The 17,619-nt window shown below is 55.6% G+C and carries 17 protein-coding genes, 1 tRNA gene and 1 pseudogene; 11 read left to right on the forward strand and 8 right to left on the reverse strand.

Going from position 1 to position 17,619, the window contains the following annotated elements; genetic code table 11:
* Nucleotides 1-3 precede the first annotated feature (3 nt).
* From ACR0J0_RS15455 to ACR0J0_RS15470, 4 genes are all read left to right on the forward strand, one after another.
* A complete protein-coding gene (locus tag ACR0J0_RS15455) occupies nucleotides 4-1,209 on the forward strand; it encodes a metal ABC transporter permease (RefSeq protein WP_480665040.1) in 1,206 nt (401 codons plus the stop codon).
* A complete protein-coding gene (locus ACR0J0_RS15460; RefSeq protein ID WP_480665041.1) occupies nucleotides 1,206-2,135 on the forward strand; it encodes a metal ABC transporter permease in 930 nt (309 codons plus the stop codon). Before ACR0J0_RS15455 ends, ACR0J0_RS15460 begins: the two co-directional genes overlap by 4 nt.
* 282 nt (nucleotides 2,136-2,417) lie before the next feature.
* Nucleotides 2,418-4,268, forward strand: a complete 1,851-nt coding sequence (gene mutL, locus ACR0J0_RS15465) for a DNA mismatch repair endonuclease MutL (RefSeq protein ID WP_480665042.1) — start codon at nucleotides 2,418-2,420, stop codon at nucleotides 4,266-4,268.
* A 52-nt stretch (nucleotides 4,269-4,320) separates the two neighbouring features.
* On the forward strand, nucleotides 4,321-5,550 hold the full coding sequence (locus ACR0J0_RS15470) for a DNA recombination protein RmuC (protein ID WP_239343204.1): 1,230 nt from the start codon (nucleotides 4,321-4,323) through the stop codon (nucleotides 5,548-5,550).
* A 3-nt stretch (nucleotides 5,551-5,553) separates the two neighbouring features.
* On the opposite strand, the gene ACR0J0_RS15475 is transcribed toward ACR0J0_RS15470, so the two are convergent.
* From ACR0J0_RS15475 to ACR0J0_RS15485, 3 genes are read right to left on the reverse strand one after another with little or no spacing between them, the layout of a single operon-like run.
* Nucleotides 5,554-5,958, reverse strand: a complete 405-nt coding sequence (locus ACR0J0_RS15475; protein ID WP_480665043.1) for a hypothetical protein — start codon at nucleotides 5,956-5,958, stop codon at nucleotides 5,554-5,556.
* 58 nt (nucleotides 5,959-6,016) lie between these two features.
* The gene (locus tag ACR0J0_RS15480) at nucleotides 6,017-6,667 is read right to left on the reverse strand and encodes a ChrR family anti-sigma-E factor (RefSeq protein ID WP_480665058.1); all 651 of its coding nucleotides are present in this window, start codon (nucleotides 6,665-6,667) and stop codon (nucleotides 6,017-6,019) included.
* A 10-nt stretch (nucleotides 6,668-6,677) separates the two neighbouring features.
* Nucleotides 6,678-7,334: a sigma-70 family RNA polymerase sigma factor gene (locus ACR0J0_RS15485; protein WP_480665044.1), complete on the reverse strand. Its 657-nt coding sequence runs from the start codon at nucleotides 7,332-7,334 to the stop codon at nucleotides 6,678-6,680.
* A gap of 149 nt (nucleotides 7,335-7,483) precedes the next feature.
* Between ACR0J0_RS15485 and ACR0J0_RS15490 the strand changes: the two genes are divergently transcribed.
* From ACR0J0_RS15490 to ACR0J0_RS15505, 4 genes are all read left to right on the forward strand, one after another.
* Nucleotides 7,484-8,257, forward strand: a complete 774-nt coding sequence (locus ACR0J0_RS15490; protein WP_480665045.1) for a DUF1365 domain-containing protein — start codon at nucleotides 7,484-7,486, stop codon at nucleotides 8,255-8,257.
* An 87-nt stretch (nucleotides 8,258-8,344) separates the two neighbouring features.
* Nucleotides 8,345-8,662: a DUF3775 domain-containing protein gene (locus tag ACR0J0_RS15495; protein WP_480665046.1), complete on the forward strand. Its 318-nt coding sequence runs from the start codon at nucleotides 8,345-8,347 to the stop codon at nucleotides 8,660-8,662.
* Between the two features lie 151 nt (nucleotides 8,663-8,813).
* The gene (locus ACR0J0_RS15500) at nucleotides 8,814-9,893 is read left to right on the forward strand and encodes a hypothetical protein (RefSeq protein ID WP_480665047.1); all 1,080 of its coding nucleotides are present in this window, start codon (nucleotides 8,814-8,816) and stop codon (nucleotides 9,891-9,893) included.
* Nucleotides 9,894-10,105: 212 nt separating this feature from the next.
* Nucleotides 10,106-10,195: transfer RNA gene (locus ACR0J0_RS15505), tRNA-Ser, on the forward strand.
* Nucleotides 10,196-10,299: 104 nt separating this feature from the next.
* Here the strand turns inward: ACR0J0_RS15505 and ACR0J0_RS15510 are convergent.
* The 3 genes from ACR0J0_RS15510 to ACR0J0_RS15520 all read right to left on the reverse strand — a co-directional run bounded on the left by ACR0J0_RS15510 (nucleotide 10,300) and on the right by ACR0J0_RS15520 (nucleotide 13,200).
* Nucleotides 10,300-10,653 carry a PepSY domain-containing protein gene (locus ACR0J0_RS15510; protein WP_480665048.1) on the reverse strand — a complete coding sequence of 118 codons (354 nt, stop codon included), beginning with the start codon at nucleotides 10,651-10,653 and terminating at the stop codon, nucleotides 10,300-10,302.
* A gap of 400 nt (nucleotides 10,654-11,053) precedes the next feature.
* The gene (locus ACR0J0_RS15515) at nucleotides 11,054-11,437 is read right to left on the reverse strand and encodes a hypothetical protein (protein WP_480665049.1); all 384 of its coding nucleotides are present in this window, start codon (nucleotides 11,435-11,437) and stop codon (nucleotides 11,054-11,056) included.
* Between the two features lie 812 nt (nucleotides 11,438-12,249).
* On the reverse strand, nucleotides 12,250-13,200 hold the full coding sequence (locus tag ACR0J0_RS15520; protein ID WP_480665050.1) for a helix-turn-helix transcriptional regulator: 951 nt from the start codon (nucleotides 13,198-13,200) through the stop codon (nucleotides 12,250-12,252).
* 78 nt (nucleotides 13,201-13,278) lie between these two features.
* Between ACR0J0_RS15520 and ACR0J0_RS15525 the strand changes: the two genes are divergently transcribed.
* Complete coding sequence (locus tag ACR0J0_RS15525; RefSeq protein WP_480665051.1) at nucleotides 13,279-13,776, forward strand: DUF1579 domain-containing protein; 498 nt, start codon at nucleotides 13,279-13,281, stop codon at nucleotides 13,774-13,776.
* 871 nt (nucleotides 13,777-14,647) lie between these two features.
* Here the strand turns inward: ACR0J0_RS15525 and ACR0J0_RS15530 are convergent.
* Nucleotides 14,648-15,199, reverse strand: a complete 552-nt coding sequence (locus tag ACR0J0_RS15530; RefSeq protein ID WP_480665052.1) for an orotate phosphoribosyltransferase — start codon at nucleotides 15,197-15,199, stop codon at nucleotides 14,648-14,650.
* A gap of 286 nt (nucleotides 15,200-15,485) precedes the next feature.
* On the opposite strand from ACR0J0_RS15530, the gene ACR0J0_RS15535 reads away from it, so the two are divergent.
* Complete coding sequence (locus ACR0J0_RS15535; protein WP_480665053.1) at nucleotides 15,486-16,832, forward strand: leishmanolysin-related zinc metalloendopeptidase; 1,347 nt, start codon at nucleotides 15,486-15,488, stop codon at nucleotides 16,830-16,832.
* Nucleotides 16,833-17,058: 226 nt separating this feature from the next.
* Here the strand turns inward: ACR0J0_RS15535 and ACR0J0_RS15540 are convergent.
* A pseudogene (locus ACR0J0_RS15540) lies at nucleotides 17,059-17,219 on the reverse strand (two-component system response regulator); the annotation flags it as partial.
* A gap of 180 nt (nucleotides 17,220-17,399) precedes the next feature.
* On the opposite strand from ACR0J0_RS15540, the gene ACR0J0_RS15545 reads away from it, so the two are divergent.
* The coding region (locus tag ACR0J0_RS15545) for a DUF2652 domain-containing protein (protein WP_480665059.1) at nucleotides 17,400-17,619 on the forward strand (220 nt) is incomplete at its 3' end.

Here is a 17,619-nt window from a genome sequence, read left to right on the forward strand (position 1 = left end):
ATCATGCTTTGGGATGCTCTGACGCTGCAGCTTGGCTATAACGCCACGCTGGTTGCCATTGGTGCCACGTTGCTTGGCATATCTGCCGGTGTGACCGGTACGTTTCTGTTTTTGCGTAAGCGCGCGCTGGTCAGCGACGCGATCAGCCATGCGACGCTGCCGGGTGTCTGCCTTGGGTTCATGGTGCTGGTGGCGCTGGGCGGGGACGGGCGCAATCTGATCGGCCTGCTGGCCGGATCGGGGATATCGGCCTGGATCGGACTGCTGTGTATGAACTGGCTGACACGTCACACGCGGCTCGCCGAAGATGCGGCTATTGGCGCTGTTCTTTCGGTGTTCTTCGGTTTTGGCATCGTGTTGCTGACCGTGATTCAAACGATGGGCGTGGGCCGTCAGGCGGGGCTGGAAGGGTTCCTGCTGGGGTCCACCGCTGGGATGCTTTGGGCGGACGCTTTGATTATCGCGGTTGGCGGGGCAGCAACCCTGTTGCTGGTGATCATCATTCGTCGTCCCATGACAATGGTGGCCTTCGATCCCGAATATGCTGCAGCCCGGGGATTGCCGGTTCATCGAATTGACCTTGCAATGATGGGATTGGTCATGGCGGTGACGGTCGTGGGGCTGAAGATTGTCGGGCTGATCCTGATCGTGGCACTGCTGATCATTCCTCCCGTCACCGCTCGGTTCTGGTCAGAACGTTCTGACCGCGTCGTGCTGCTGGCCGGGCTGGCCGGGGGAGTGGCGGGGTATTTGGGCGCGGCACTGTCTGCATCGGCCCCGAACCTGCCGACCGGTCCGATTATTGTTCTGGTCAGTTTTGGTTTCTTTGGCCTGTCCCTGCTTTTGGCGCCTGTTCGGGGTGTACTGGCTGCCGTAATGCGGCATCTGCGGTTCCAGCGTCGGGTCCACATTCGGCAGGGCTTGCTGGCGCTGGCACAAGGGCAGAAAATCTATGAGCCGCTGACCCTGCGTCTGTTGCGCCGTGCCGGATTGGCCAGGGCCGACGGAGTGGCGACTGAAACGGGCAAAGCCCGCGCCGCCAAAGCCTTGCGCGATGAAAAACGTTGGGAAATCGTCCGCGCCGATCAGGCGCATGAGTCAACGGCGGCGCTTTACGACGGACTGCGCGATATCGAAACCGTCCTGACCCGCGATCAGATCGCCGAGATCGATCGTCAGATTGGCGGCCCGCAGGAGGTTCCTGCATGAACGGTGAAGAATTCGTCCCCCTATCGTTGACGCCCCTGCTGATTGGCACCTTCGCTGCCATCGCCTGCGCACTACCGGGGAACTTTCTGGTGCTGCGCAAGCAGGCCCTGATCGGCGACGCAATCAGCCATGTGGTGCTGCCCGGCATCGTTGTGGCCTTTCTGCTGACAGGTGCGATTTCAACCTGGCCCATGATGCTGGGTGCGGCCGGTGCAGCCGTGGTCGCAGTGGTGATGATTGAGGCGATCAGAAGGCTGGGCCAGATCGAGCCAGGCGCCGCGATGGGCGTGGTCTTCACGACCATGTTTGCGGCGGGGGTGTTGCTGTTGGAACAGACCGATACCTCGACCGTGCATCTGGATGTGGAACATGCGCTTTACGGCAACTTGGAAAGCCTGATCTGGCTGGAGGCCACCGGATGGGCCTCGCTGTTGGATGTAGAGGCTCTGGCGGGTTTGCCGCCCGAATTGCCCCGCATCGCGCTGACGTTGCTCGTCGTCAGCCTGTTCATGTGGCTGTTTTGGCGGCCGCTGAAGATTTCCACTTTCGACGAAGGGTTCGCGCGCACGATTGGCATACGCACCGGAGCTTTGGGGTTTGCCTTGGTGATTACTGCAGCCATCGCAGCGGTCGCGGCGTTTGATGCAGTGGGGTCGATCATCGTGATCGCCATGTTCATCTGTCCCCCCGCAGCTGCGCGCATGATGACCAACCGGCTCGAAACGCAGATCACGTGGAGCGTTGTTTTCGCAATTGTTTCAGCAGTGAGCGGGTATGTTTTGGCCGGATACGGGCCTTTGTGGCTGGGTGCGGCGGATGCGGTCAGCGCTGCGGGAATGATCGCCACCATGTCCGGCCTGATTTTGGCATGTGCAGCGATCTGGGGACCATGCCGGACGCGGGCAGGCGCACCGAGTACAGCTTAACCCGGCGTCTTCCCGCCACCGGTGACCGCAGGTCATCGGCCAAACTTCGCCACCGGAAATGGCGTCGGGAGAGTCCTGACGCCATGCGGGGGGGATTCGTGTTACACACTTCTGCATTGATTACTGAATGACCACCACTCACCCGGATCGTTCGAGCAATCGCGACCAGACTGGCTGTTTGTCAGACGGGCACGGCGCGGTTGTTCGAACGCCCCCTCTTCCTGAACTTTAGTGCGTCAAACCGGTGGCAGAATCGCGAACGTCTGTGCTAGGTCTGGTGGTATGGCGCAGGCAAACCCCAATATCAGCGAAAACCGACCCGTAATCCGGCAACTGGACGATGCGGCCATCAATCGTATCGCGGCGGGCGAGGTTGTCGAGCGTCCGGCCTCGGCCGTTAAAGAGCTGGTGGAAAACGCCATCGACGCCGGGGCAACCCGCATCGCCATAGATATTGCTGACGGGGGAAAGACGCTAATTCGCGTCACCGATGATGGATGCGGGATCGCTACGGACGATCTGCCTTTGGCATTGTCGCGCCATGCGACCTCGAAGATCGACGGATCCGACCTGCTGAACATCCACACATTTGGCTTTCGTGGTGAGGCGTTGCCATCGCTGGGCGCGGTTGGGCGTCTGACCATCACCAGCCGGGTTCCGGGGGGTGAGGCGGCTTCGATCCATGTTGCAGGCGGTCGGATGGAGGCGGTTAAACCTGCCGCCCTGCGCGCGGGTACGGTGGTCGAACTGCGCGATCTCTTCTTTGCCACGCCTGCGCGACTGAAATTCATGCGCACCGACCGAGCTGAGGCCCAGGCGATTACCGACACTGTCAAGCGCCTGGCTATGGCGGAACCGTCCGTCACCTTCACACTACGCGATGTGTCCGGCGGCGGAGAGGGACGGGTGACTTTCCGCGCCGATCGTGAAAACGGCGATCTGTTTGATGCGTTGCATGCCCGTCTGGCCCGCGTGATCGGCCGCGAGTTTGCCGAGAACGCGCTGCAGATCGATGCCGCCCGCGATGGGATCAGATTGTACGGCTACGCCGCCTTGCCAACCTATTCGCGGGGTGCCGCGGTGGCGCAGTACCTGTTTGTGAACGGGCGCCCTGTGCGGGACAAGATGCTGACGGGTGCGCTGCGGGCGGCCTATTTCGATTTCCTCAGCCGGGACCGCCACCCGGCGGCGGCGTTGTTCATCGATTGTGATCCGACTTTGGTGGACGTGAACGTGCACCCCGCCAAATCCGAAGTACGTTTTCGCGATCCGGGCGTGGCGCGTGGTCTGATTGTTTCAGCATTACGGCACGCGTTGGCTGAAGCAGGCCACCGAGCCTCGACCACGGTAGCAAATGCGACCTTGGGTGCGATGCGGCCAGAACCGGCACAGCCCGCACCCGCGCGTGTCTACCAGATGGATCGTCCTTCACCCGCTGCGCGGCAAATGGCGTATCAGGCTCAGGCACCGGGATTTGCCGAGATGTCCCGGGATTATAGCGGCAGTGTGGTCGATCCGACCCCGGCGCCGATCGTTGAGGCTCCGGTCGAAGACCTGCCTCTGGGTGCTGCGCGCGGTCAGGTGCACGAGAATTACATCATCGCTCAGACCGCCGATGGCATGGTGATTGTCGACCAGCATGCAGCGCATGAGCGGCTGGTCTACGAAAAGCTCAAAAACCAGATGGCCGAAAACGGGGTCGCTGCGCAGGCGTTGCTGATCCCTGAGATTGTAGAACTGTCCGAGGGGGATTGCGCCCGTTTGATGCAGGTGGCTGATGATCTAACGAGATTGGGTCTGACCCTGGAACCTTTCGGTGGTGGCGCTGTCGCGGTGCGTGAAACCCCTGCCATTCTGGGCGAGGTGGACGCGAAGGCGATGATCCTGGACATTCTCGACGAGCTTTCCGATCAGGGTGAAAGCCAGACAGTGCAGGCGCGGATCGAAGCCATCCTAAGCCGGGTGGCCTGTCACGGATCGGTCCGGTCTGGTCGACGTTTGCGTGCCGAAGAAATGAACGCCCTGCTGCGCGAGATGGAAGCCACGCCCCATTCGGGTCAGTGCAACCACGGGCGGCCGACTTACGTGGAACTGAAGCTGAGCGATATCGAGCGATTGTTCGGGCGCAGTTGATCCCAGGGCCCGGCGGGGCTATGAAGAATAAAACAAGAACACGCGAGTTGAGATGATTGAGATTGCAGGCACCCAATATGCATTGAATGACCCGGTCTTGATGATCGGCGGCGGGGTTGTCCTTTTGATCCTGCTGTTGCTGTTCCTGTCTTTGCGCGCAGCCAACCGGTCGGCCCGTATGGCGGAACCACTGGCGCGGCAGATGGCGCATTTGGGCCAGCACGTGCAGCAGTTGGGGCAGGGGCAGGAGCAGCTGCGCGGCGGATTGCAGCATGTCTCGGACACGCAGGCGAATGCGCAGGTGCAGGTGATCCAGACGGTGGAATCCCGCCTGTCTTCGGTGCAGCAGCAGATGAACGACCGGCTGGCGGACAATGCGATGAAATCGGCGCGGGCGTTGGCCGAGATGCAAGAGCGGATGAAGGAATCCTTGCATGGGTCCTCTAAACAGACGGCGACCTCACTAACGCAATTGCAGGAGCGTCTGGCCGCCATCGACAAGGCACAGGACAACATCACCAAGCTGTCCGGCGATGTGCTGTCGCTGCAGGACATCCTGTCGAACAAGCAAACCCGCGGCGCGTTTGGTGAGATTCAGCTGAACGACATCGTCTCCAAGGCGCTGCCTTCGGACAGTTTCCAGCTGCAGGCAACGTTGTCGAACGGGCGGCGTGCGGACTGCCTGATCCACCTGCCGAACCCGCCGGGGCCGATCGTGATCGACAGCAAGTTCCCGTTGGAAGCCTATGAGGCACTGATTGGATCGACCAACGACATGGAGCTGAAGGCGGCCGTGCAGATGTTCCGCAGCACGGTGCGCAAGCATATTACAGATATCTCCGAGAAATACATTCTGGACGGTGAAACCGCCGATGGCGCGCTGATGTTCCTGCCGTCCGAGGCGGTTTACGCGGAATTGCATGCCAAGTTTCCCGAATTGGTGCAGGAGAGCTTTTCGAAACGTGTGTGGATCGTTTCCCCGACCACCTGCATGGCAACGCTGAACACCATGCGCGCGATCCTGAAAGATGCGCGGATGCGGGAACAGGCCGGTGCAATCCGCAAGGAATTGGGGATGCTGCACAAGGATGTCGATCGTCTGGGCGACCGTGTTTCCAACCTGGACCGCCATTTCGGACAGGCGGCCAAGGACATCTCGGAAATAAAGATCAGCGCGGAAAAAGCGGGTCGCCGGGCGCAGCGGCTGGACAATTTCGATTTCGAAGAACTTGCCCCCGAAGATCATACCAACGTGGTACCGCTGGGCAAATCTGAGGGCTAAATCTTACTGAATCGACAGGTCGAGGTTGTAACCGACCGTCTTTCCGGTATCCCGGTCATTGCCCATCAGGTAGACGCGTATCGTGTAATCCCCGTCCTCGGGTAACTCGATCCGGGCGGTGTTCCCGTTTATAGAGCCATTGTAGATTGCAACTCCATCACTGTCCGGCGGCAGGATGTTGAAATAGATCACGCCATTGCCGTTGGTATCGCTGACCTTTAGATCGGCAAACATCTCCTGTCCGGCCTTTGCACCCAGCTTGTAGTCGAAGTATTCATTCCCAGTAACGGTGCCGTTGACCATGGTCCCGAAATTGCCGGGTTCGAATTTGACGTCGGCAACCCTTTGGGCCGATGCCAATGATGCAAAGCCCAAAAGGACACATGTGAGGATCAAAAATCTCATCATTTTATGCATCTCCACCAATCCGTTTGCCGAGTCAATGTAGCGCGATCTTGCGACCCGATCAGATACGCAAGAACGGCTGGAACAGGCGCGGCATAAGTTTGTTGAACTTAAGCGGTGCATCGGTCACAGCCAGGCAAATGCAATCTTCGGTGATATCGGCCGTTGGCGTGTGATGCAGGTCTTCGTCCGCGATTTCGACATCGCCTCGGGCGAAATGGTCAACTTCGTCCGAAAATGCGCCTTGTAATACCATGGTAAGCTCGATGCCATTATGGCTGTGGTCGGGCACAGCTGTTCCGGCCGGAATAAACAGCAATCGGGCGGTCGCTTCACCAGTCGTCGGCAGGATTGCTTGTTTTACACCCATTCCGATGGGACGCCACTTGATGTCGTTTACGTCACCGCCCACGTAATCCTGCAGCGGAGTTGGCAGCACGGAACAACTCGGACGGTTCGGCTTGGCCATCGGCGCACCGTTTGCGATCAAGGCCATCGTCGCGGCTAAAGACGTTTCAGCCATGGCAACCGCGTCGTCCTGTTCTTCCAGAACATAACCACCAACGGCGTCAAAGCTCTCCGCCCGCGCGCGGCAATGATCGCACAGAGACAGGTGCGTGGCGACCATCAGGTCAAAAGCCTCGGGTAGCGCACCCGCTGCATAAGCCATCAGCAGGTCGTCTGTAAGGTGATGTTTGATCTTGTTGCTCATCATCGTCATCTCAATTCATCGCATGGCGCAAGCGGTCCAGCGCCAGCCGTATCCGTGATTTGATCGTACCCAGTGGCAGTCCGGTCTGAGACGCGATTTCTCGATGGCTCAGATCGCCGAAATAGGCTTTCTCGATCAGCTCTCTTTGCGCCTCGGGCAACGCGGTCAGAGCGTCGCGCAGCTGCGCGGTTTCCTGTTGCAGCGCAACAACGTCGGCCTGTTCAGGTTCCGCCTCTGGTCCCCATCCAAGATCCTCGGGTTCAGGGCGGCGCTGTTTGCGCAGGACGTCGATGCGCTTGTTCCGGGCAATTGTGAACACCCATGTGGCCACAGTCGCCCGTGTCGGGTCGAACAGGTGGGCCTTGTGCCAAAGCGTGGCCATCACCTCTTGCGCGCACTCTTCCGCCAAAGCGCCGTCAGAGCCGGACTTGATCAGGAATGCCTTGATGCGCGGCGCAAAGTGCTGAAACAGTTCGGCAAAGGCTGCCTGATCCTGCGCGTCACGTATGCGCCTGACGTGGTCCACCCACTCAGCTCTGACGTCCTGACAATCTTCCGCTCGGTTCACCGGTCTGCCCCTGCTGCGTTTCTTTGCGAGCCGAGGCTTCGTTGACAGCCTTTCGGCCACCGGTTCATCCAAGGTCGCGGTATCGATCTCGGTAAACATAACAACATTACGTGGTGTGGCCCAAGCCGGATCACTTTGTGCGACTATTTTAATCCAAACCGCGCTAGGGTTCGTATCGTTTGTAGTTACATAATCAGGAAATCGATGCCGTTTGAACGGTTTGCAGGCAGAATGGAATACCGCCCGGAATGAACCAGATCGACCATATTTCAGGCCACACCTATCACGGGCGCAAGGGCGCTATTGATAATGCGTTCCGCTATTCCATCGACTACATCCTGCTGGACCCCGAAATCCAGCCGGACACACCCGCGCTGTTTTCGATGAACCGCGCCAACGTGATGAACTGGCGAGACCGCGATCATGGGGGTGAGCCCGGCAAGGGGAGCGGAGCGGCATGGCTGCGAGACAAGTTCAATCAGATGGATGTGGCACAACCGATGAGGATTGCCCTACTGACACAGCCACGAGTACTGGGACATGTCTTTAATCCGGTCAGCTTCTGGTTCTGTTTCGACCACGGGGATCAGCTCTACGCGGTCGTGGCCGAGGTCACCAATACCTATGGAACGCGTCACAGTTATCTGTGCCACAACGTCGGTTTTACCCCGATCCAGCCATCGGACCGCATTGTTGCGGACAAGTTGATGCATGTCTCTCCTTTCCAGAAAATCGAAGGAACCTACATGTTCCGATTCGACTATCGGCCGGAACGTGTTGGGGTGTGGATTGACTACGGTCGCGAGAGTGGCGGTTTGATCGCCACGCTGACCGGACCAAGGGCTCCGCTGACCAACCGGGGTATCCTGTGGTCATTGCTGCGGCGCCCGTTCGGCGCGCGGCGCGCCTTTTTCCTGATCTTATGGCAGGCGCTGAACCTTAAGGTCAAAAAGGCTCGGTTCGTCCCGTTTCGCACCGCCCCTGTTCCAGATCACCCCATTTCCCGCAGTCGCAGACGCTAGGCGCGAACTTTTTGCTCAAGATCAAAGACTCAGCCCGATCCCCATGGTTGTGCTACTATGGAAACCGCGAACACGAGGAGTTGGGTCATGTTGGAAATTTCGGCAAGGAAAATCGCTCAGGTCGCCATGATGGGGCGCGAACTGGGGCGCGCCGAAGGTGAATTGCGCGCTTTTATCGACCGGATGAGCGAGGACGAACAGGCCGAACTGGTTGCCGTTATGTGGGTTGGGCGCGAAAGCTTTTTCGCCGAAGACCTTGCCGAAGCCATTGCAACCGCCAAGTCCGAGGCATCGACCCCCTGCGCCGACTATCTGATTGGTACGCCGCATCTGTCGGATCACCTTGAAAACGGTCTGGACGCGCTTGGTATCTCGGCCGAGGACGTGGAAAACGACTTGATGTAAACTCTAAGGCGGGCCGAAAAAAATGCTTTGTCGCCCGCCTAGCCACCTACCAGGCCAAGAATTCGCTGATTTTCCGATTTTGGGATAAACTGCTTGTGAAACCCTAATGCGACCCTGTTCTGGCGGGGCCGCAAGGAACGGAGCACGACCCATGCGGCGCGTCTTACACATGATTGCGGTTCTGGCGCTGAGCTTTGGCAGCGGGCTGGCCCCTGGTCCGGCCCTTGCCTGTGGTGTATGCGTTTCGCTTCCGGAATACTCTTTGGCGGATCGCATCCTTTCGGCCCGCGTGATTGTGTTGGCGGCCCCTGCGCCAGACAACCCGTTCAAATTCACGCACGTCTCGGTTTTGAAAGGCACGCCCGAACAGGTCGCCGCGCTGCCCGAGATTCCCTTTCTGGTCGACAGCGTCACGCGATCTGCCTTTCGCGCTGATCCCGATAGAACCGTTTTGATGGTCTACGGGGCCGGGTACCGGGACAAGGCCGGTCGCAGCTTGTCCAACGAATGGAGCAAGGGCTTCCTGATGACAGCAGAGCGTGCGCGGTTCGTGGAAACACTGCGTTCGCAAGGAGAGGGTTGGGCAATTGGTGCGACAGGCGGTGCGGCGCGTGTCGACTATTTCGATGACTATCTCGCGCATGAAGATCGTCTGCTGCGCAATGCGGCACTGATTGAAATCCATCGCGCGCCTTACACTCTGGTGTCGCATCTGTCAGATGCCTTGCCCACAGAGCAGTTGTTGCAAGAGATGCGCGATCCGAATCGTCTTGCTTACGCGCCTGCATATATTCGGTTGCTGGGGCTTCGGTCCGATAGCAAGGCAAAGGAGTTCGTCAGCCAACGCTACCAACGCGTCGTTCGAAACGGGGGCCTCAATTTGTACGATTGGGGATTGGCGGGTATCGAAGTTGACGGTGCTCTGGCGGTTACGGAAATCGCCAAGGCGCTGGAACAGCCCGACCGGTTAGCTGAGGAAAAACAGGTTCTGGTTCGTGTCCTGGCGGATAGCGGCACGGCCCATCCGGAACTGCAGCCGCAGATATTGAACATCTACAAGCGTCAGCTAGAGAACGGCGGCGCTTTTGCGATCTGGATAGCGCGCGCAGTCAAAGCCTGGAACACCACAGCATTGAATCCGGCATTCGAGGCCGTGTTGACCAGCGAGTCTGTGGACCCGGCAACTCTGTTCGTTATTCGCACCACACTTGAGGGCAACGAACCAGGGTAAATCTGTGTTCTGCCAAGCGGCACATTTACATGCCGCGCCGAGTTCTGTGAAACAAACCCCGCAGAACGCTTGCCACCATATTGTTGGTTTGCCATTCATTTGTAGATGCAATTGCAGCCTAAATGTCACCTGTGTGTTTGATTTCAGAAAAATAGCAGCGTTGAACAAAATCGCCTTGTATCTGGTCGACAGGCAAGGATATACCGGCCAGCGGAGACGTGGCCGAGTGGTCGAAGGCGCTCCCCTGCTAAGGGAGTAGGCCCGGAAGGGTCTCGAGGGTTCGAATCCCTTCGTCTCCGCCATATATCATTGATTTTAGATGATATTTTTCGACTATAGTTGCGGTACCCGCCAAAAAGCCCGCCATCCCAAATGCGCTTGGTTGCCACTTCGTGCAACGGGTGAATCAGCTATGCCCAACAGCAATCCATTGGCCGCATCGTACATCGCCATCGTCGCTTCCATCGTGATCGAGTTCTTCCAGCATGGCATGCAATGCTTCCGAGGACGCTGCCGTAATCGTATTGTTCGCAAGCACCTCGCCGGACACGCCGTTAATCTGTAGCATGGTGTGTGTTGTGTTGCCCTCGAGCTCGGCAACATAGACCGGGCTGTCGCCATAATGGTCTACTTCGAGCGCCACTAGGTTGCCCTCTGCAGCGCCAGTTGCAATCTCCATTGCTTTCGCGAAGGGAACCGAAGGCGCAATCACCTTTTCAGATCCCGCCGGTTCAGCAAACGCAAGGGTGGACAGGGCCAAAAAAAGACAGGCTAGCTACAGCGCCAATGCACAGTTTGTTTGTTTTTAACGAATTCACGGTGTTTTCCTTTCTTGTCAGCGAGGATCATCCCCTCGCATGACAGAAATAGGCGCCTGACGTTTCATACAGATTCGTTGAAGATTACGTGTGTATTACAATTTGGCTCGAGTGCCCCATTTGATTTGGACCACCGTTGTGTTCGAGTGCAGCGAAGGCCCTTTTAATTCGCTCACCTACCATTTCCCACCTGGTTCTAACGTCAGGAACGCGCGGTTTGCTACGCTCTGCCCATGCAATGGGCTGAAGCCTTGTAGACGGCGGCTTTGGGCTCAATCTGCTTGCCCGAGCTCGCCGCAGAGAAAGTCGGTAGTGAGCCCAAAGCGGACAGTTGAAGCAGCATTACTTCGCCAAGTCTCCTACGATGCCTACGGCATCAACAACAGTCGAGAGGTCATCCGTAACTTCCAAAATTTCATCATTGACGCGAATATAGCGATTTCCTTTTCCCGGCGGTTTCAATTTCCACTTCGACAGGTCGCCGACGTTTGAGTAGTTTAGGTCGCTGGGAAGCTTTGCACCGCGCGTGTATCTCTTGATTTGCCCTGGCGGCACCGCCTTTTTACCCTTGCTTGGCTTACCGTCCACTTGCACTTTCTTGTCTTTGGACTTGCCTCCCTTGTCTTTGGCTAACGCTAAATCAACCCCGCCAATTGATAATGCCAGAGCAAGAACCCAAACAAATCCAGTACTAACTCGCATATTCATTCCCTTCACTCGAACCATACCCAGACGCTCATGCTGGCGACTAGAAAGATTAACCCCTGATAAAGTCTTCAAAGGTGGAAACGCAGGTTACCACTTCAAAAGTAACAGCCTTATGTTACATCAGGACCGATAAGTAGCGTGCGACCGATGCGTCTTTAAGGCAATAGACCAAAATACAAGTCCAAAAAACAAACGCGCCTGCTGGCTCAATAATCCTACTAAAGTTCGACAGGGAGCCATTCCCTTTAGCACCGTGGGCCACGACGCTACTGCCACTTAGCGAAGGGAACAGGTCCCTTTTGTTTTGCTTAACCATGTTCAACTCACAAAATTTACTACAAGGTTTATATTTTCCCCCACATTAACCCATTGTTAACATCAGAGTATTTTGTGTTTTTTCGCGTATTTGAGGCAATTTTCGAACACAATGTTGTTGAATGTTTTGATATTGTAGAGCCAGAACCGATCGCCCCCATTGAATTGATCCGAACCTATAGTTGGGAAACGGAGGATCAAAGATGGGGAGCAAGCGAACGAGCGCATTCGGACTGTTGCAACTTTTCGAACTGCGTCGCCAAAGCCAGTTTCGTCCGCAATGCCGACCTTACTGCCGTCTGATCCGGTACCATGTTCTACCAAAAAATGCCCGATCTGAGGCCAAACCAGTCATTGCCCCACAGTTGGGTTGCTGCAATTGCACTGGATTGCTCCCAGCCCTATGCGGGCATTCATGACTAGACTTTGCAGATTCCGATTTGCGGGACAAAGTGTAACTTTGCCGCGGGCGCAAACGCATTTCGCTCTAAAAACGAGCTTGGATTTCCTCGCTGTCAGGAAGAGTAGTGACCAGCTATCCTATGAATTTCAGCGATTACATTTTTCCGAAGACTCCTAGGGGAAATAACCTCGACCTCTTTGCCCAAGGAGAGGATACTGCGGATGGTAATTGCTCCGTATTCCATTTGCACTGTCACGATATGCAATCCATCAACTTTATGGGTAACTGTTTGGGTGTCCGGTGCGACGCCCATCTCGCTTAGCAAGCGCAACCCTTCGGACGTCACCTTAAGCGTAACAGTTTGAGATTTCAGCCGGCGCTCGAAATCGGTTCTCCAAACGTCCCAAAACTCGCGAATATTGAAGTTTTCAGGTCGAGAGAAAACTTTGTCCAATGCCTCAATGCTCTGGATTTTAGCAATTTTGTAAACTCGGGGAGTATCGACCAAGGCCACAAGATACCAACTCCCTGCTTTGAGAACGATTGCTAGAGGTGACACTATACGTTCCACGACGCCCCTCCAACTCTCGTATCTTATGGAAAGCTGTTGTTGTGCCCATACAGCGGTAGCGACTTGCCGGACAAAAGGGGCATCTTCTTTTTTCCGATACCAACTCACCGGATCCAGAAAAAATCGCTCGGAAACGATGGCGGCATGGTCGCGCGTTTCATTCGGAAGCGAGGCCAGAACCTTCAACTCGGTCTGGTTCGCTGCTTCCAACAACCCCAGATCGTCTAAGACCGCACCTAGTCCGGAGAGAAGAAGGCTGCTGGCTTCGTCGGCGTCTAGGCCTGTTAAACGTGTTTGATAGCCGTCCAGCAACTTATACCCGCCATTGCGACCTCGTTCGGCAAACACAGGGACGCCGGCATAGCTCAACTGATCGATGTCTCTGTGAATCGTACGCGGGCTAACCTCTAGTTCCTCTGCCAATTGATCAGCCGTCATTTGGCCGCGCGTTTGAAGACGTATCAGGATTGAAAGCAAACGCGACGATTTCATTCCACCCTCAAAAAACATGACACATGATGGCAAGTTATCTCCGGTAATAGTGTGCATGTCACGCACAACGGAGAGACCATGTACACAAAATTGAACCAAAGAGGGAGCGAGCAAGCTCAGGATGATTTCGACTTCATGTTTGGCTCCTGGACTGTACAGCACCGAAGATTGCGGGAACGTCTTGTAGGGTGCCAGGATTGGGATTCTTTCGATGGAACCTCCCGAACCGCCCCGATCCTGGCGGGCAACGGAAACGTTGAAGACAATTTTGTAGATCTTCCAGAAGATCCCTATCGCGCAATTGCACTGCGTAGCTTTGACATCAGGTCGGGTCAGTGGGCGATCTGGTGGCTCGATGGCAGATCACCACATACTCTTGATACGCCTGTTAAGGGCCGGTTTGATGGTGAAGTCGGTGAATTTTTTGCCGAAGACACTCTGGATGGTAAGGCCATTATGGTACGTTTTCTCTGGAAAAAAGGCATAGTCCCACGATGGGAACAGGCCTTCTCAACGGATGGAGGCGTTAACTGGGAGACCAATTGGACGATGGACTTCACACATATTCCACGTTGACATGCGATAATCTACCAAAAAAACCTGCCCAAGTTGTTGGACACTGAATGAGCGTCATTGGGCAGGGCATTCATTCTTAAACGACGCCAAGGTCTGGCTGGGGCAGGTTTTTCTGCCTAAACCTAGACCAACAGCACCAATTGAACGATGCTCTTTAATAGCCTCACAAGAACCAAGCACCGAGTTAGAGGAAGCGGTCTGGCAGCTACGCTAATCTGTACTTGCCGTGAACGCCGCTTAGAAGGGCCGCAGCGCAGCATTACGCGGCTCAGTCAGCGGCGGCTTTGGGCCGACTCGTCAAACTTTGTAAAGTCCGGTTTCCGCGCAAAACTGCCCTTGGCGCTCCTCAGTCTCGCTACTGCGGCGAACGGTAACTCTGTCCGCAGAGCTGACATCAGTCGCTCCTATTTGTCGTCTACAGAATCTACCGCACTTAATCCCGCTGCAACGGGCACACTAATTAGGCAGTGGCGCACCTTAAGCTTGTGGCTAACTCGCAACAAGAATGACGTAATCTGAACGCCGTGTTCACGTTGAGTTCACCAACGGTCAAGTAATCTCTCTCTAGCTTCTTAGCGATTTTAGTTGTGTACGTTGGGAGATGAAAGCCATGACAATGAGGCTAGATGGAGAAGTCGATGACGGCCAAGCAAAATGGTCTGAATGGACCATGTATCCTAAAAAGCGCACGCTTAAGCTGACAGACTACGCCTCCGGATTCGTCATCGCACTCTCTGCGTTTGTTGCGAGTGACGGACACAACTACTTATTATTCTGAGCATACCGACGCAGCCAGCCCGCCTCGTTATAGTTGACTTCGAATTTCCGCTGCGAACCCGTGTTCCGGAAAACCTCTGGCACCAGATGTTCTTTAGCGCTCCAATTCAGCACGTAAAAATACTGGATAAACAGCGAGAGTGGGAACGCCCTGAATGGTCGGCACGCTTTCTCCCCGCCAAATAGCGCAGACAACCGCGAGGACGTCAGCACCTTCCTGCACTGCTAGCTGATGAGCATCAGCAACTGCACCACCCGTGGAAATGACATCCTCAACGAACGTTACCTTTTTCCCGGCGATATCCTGGCCTTCTATTGCGCGACACGTTCCGTAGGTTTTCGCTTCCTTTCGAACGAACGCTGCTGGCAACCCCGTCTCAAGGGAAATCGCTGTAACCAAGGGTATTCCTCCCAACTCAAGCCCTGCGATAATTTCCGTATCCGTGGGCAGAAGCGAACTCATTGCTAGCGCCAACGGCTTCAGTATGAGCGGATCGCCCTCAAAACGATACTTATCGAAATAGCGATGAGAAATTTCTCCGGAACGCAGCAGGAATTCGCCCTCAAGCGTGGCAATGTCGGCAACGCGACGAGCGAGTTCAGATTTTGAAAGATTGTTCAGGCTAGCCATCACGTCCTCCGGCATGCAAACATCCTAGAAGTAGAGGAATAACAAAGCGTTGTCAGCCCTTGGTTGCGGAAATGACCGTAACGTCCGCCCGGCCGTCATTCGCTCCTTATTTTGGACTTCGAGTGTCCGTTGCGAGCCCATTTTAGACCTTTACGGGGATAAAATTGTGCGACGGTTTTTTTTAAGAGCTACCGTTCAATACATAAACTAGACATAAACAGCATATTCAACACACATTTAATCGCGTTATTTTATTCTGATAATCAGATGTATGGGGGGCTTCAATTCGGAGATAGGTAATATGCACGCAAAACGTTTGGATCGAATTCTGTTTGACGATTTTTTTGATGCCATTGATGAATTTGTTTGGGAGCATGTTGACACTCCCAACGGACCCCAACCGGGTACACCTGCAGATGGCCCGGCATCGCATGCACTCCTTCAGCCAACCGCCCTTGACAGTCATGCTGGTGAGACCTCCGACGTATCCGTCAATGATTACAAAGTGTTAAACACGGGCGATCCGGTCGGCGGATCTAATGGTGAAGGCGGAGATGGCCTTGATCCAATTATTGAATTTATCTTGGAGCGGGCTGACGCTCCCAACGGGCCCGAACCGGTTGCGTCGGCAGATGGCCAGGCGCTGCGCGCACTCCTTCAGCCCAACGCCTTCGAAAACCAAACCAGCGTAAGCTCCGATGCAAACTTCGTTGACTACCAAGAGTTCAACATGGGCAATCCCTTCGGCGGCGGCGGCGGTGGTCGACCGGGCGGTGGCGGCGGCGATGATGGAGGCGGCGGCGGCACTGTGGAAGCTACCTACACTTCGGGTACTCTCGATACTGGGTTCGACGATAAAATCACTGTAGATACCAATCGCGGCACAAGTGATCCGTTTAATTTTCAGATCGAATTTGTGGGAAACGGGTCAGATTGGAACACTTCGATCGCGACAACCATACAAGGCTATGTCGAAGCGGCAGCGGAATTTCTTTCTTCGGTCATTGCATATGGCTTTACGGACGATGACAACGGCTTGAAATCAGATGGTACGGAGTTCGTGCTTGATGACCTCTATGTCGAAGTCAAACTTGAAACCGGAGCGCTGGGTGGAGAGGTTGCATCGGCAAATATCTACGCCGCAAACGATTGGGACGGCAATGGTACGGCTGAAACACCGGCTGGCGCTACCCTTACCATCGACCTTGCCGATGCGGCCTCTCTCGATGCGCTCGGCGTGCTGGATGACACGATACTTCATGAGATGATCCATGCGCTGGGATTTGGTACCCTTTGGGATGTTGCGGGCAACGATTTGACAACTAAGTCGAAGCGTAATCTCGTATACACTGGGACAGAAGCCACGACCTTGTATGGTGATAATATTCCGGTGGAAGGCGGTGGCGGGCGCGGCACTTCCGGAGGTCATTGGGACGAGGTAGCCTTGGATGCCGAACTAATGACCGGGATCGTTGAACAGACCGATACCATGTATCTGGCAGACTTTTCGCTCGCGTCTCTAGAAGACCTGGGGATCTATGAACTCGCTGCCGGATGGGAGGACGAACTGGCTGCCCTGAATGGCTCAAACGCTACGGGCGACGGAATCGATCTTATGGCCTGGCACGACGGTTTTCTTACTGCTTGAACAGCATCAAACTAATTCACAGCGGTGCCAGTTGGTTCTGGCGCTTCTGTTTTCTTGGAAGCCAAGTTCGCAGCACATTGTGATAGCTAAAGCCGGCTAGTATGCAGCCCCTTTTCCGGCTAGCTGCGTAAATGTTACTAACGGTCGCTTTGTCCGCATTGCCGCCTTAAAGAATATCCTCTGAACAGAGTCCTGATTCAGATTGAACCCAATTCGCTGCCCATTTCCGAGGACTAAGCTTCACCAAATTCCCCTGCAGCGTCCGGCGGTGCGTGTTCAGGCGGCAGGCGGTCTCGGACACACTCCGGTCACACAGCTTGTAGACCCGCTGGATATGTTCCCAGCTCACGCGGTCCGCGCTCATGGGTTTTCCGGGGGCGGTCGCAGACGCGCTTGTCCGGTACTGTGGCCGAAGTTACAGTCAAGGGAGGGAGGGCAAAGGGGAAAGCTCGGATGTCTGTTCAAAGCGGTTACCTGCTAATCGCCGATATTACCGGTTATACCGAATACCTGACCCGGTCAGAGCTGGAACACGCCAACCCAATCATCCGTTCTTAGCTTGAAGCAATTGTAATGGGACTGAAGGACCCAATGAAGTTGCGTGGTCTAGAAGGTGATGCTGTTCTCGCTTATTCGAGTGGGCCGTTCCCTTCAGGTGAGACTTTCCTCAATATATGCGAAAGCCTTTATCGGGGTTTCGCCGAACGTCGACGGAACATTGTGCAAAACACGACTTGCCCCTGCAACGCGTGCCGCAACGTAGCCGATCTCGATCTGAAGATCCTTG

This window comes from Ruegeria sp. BF12 (assembly GCF_056538705.1).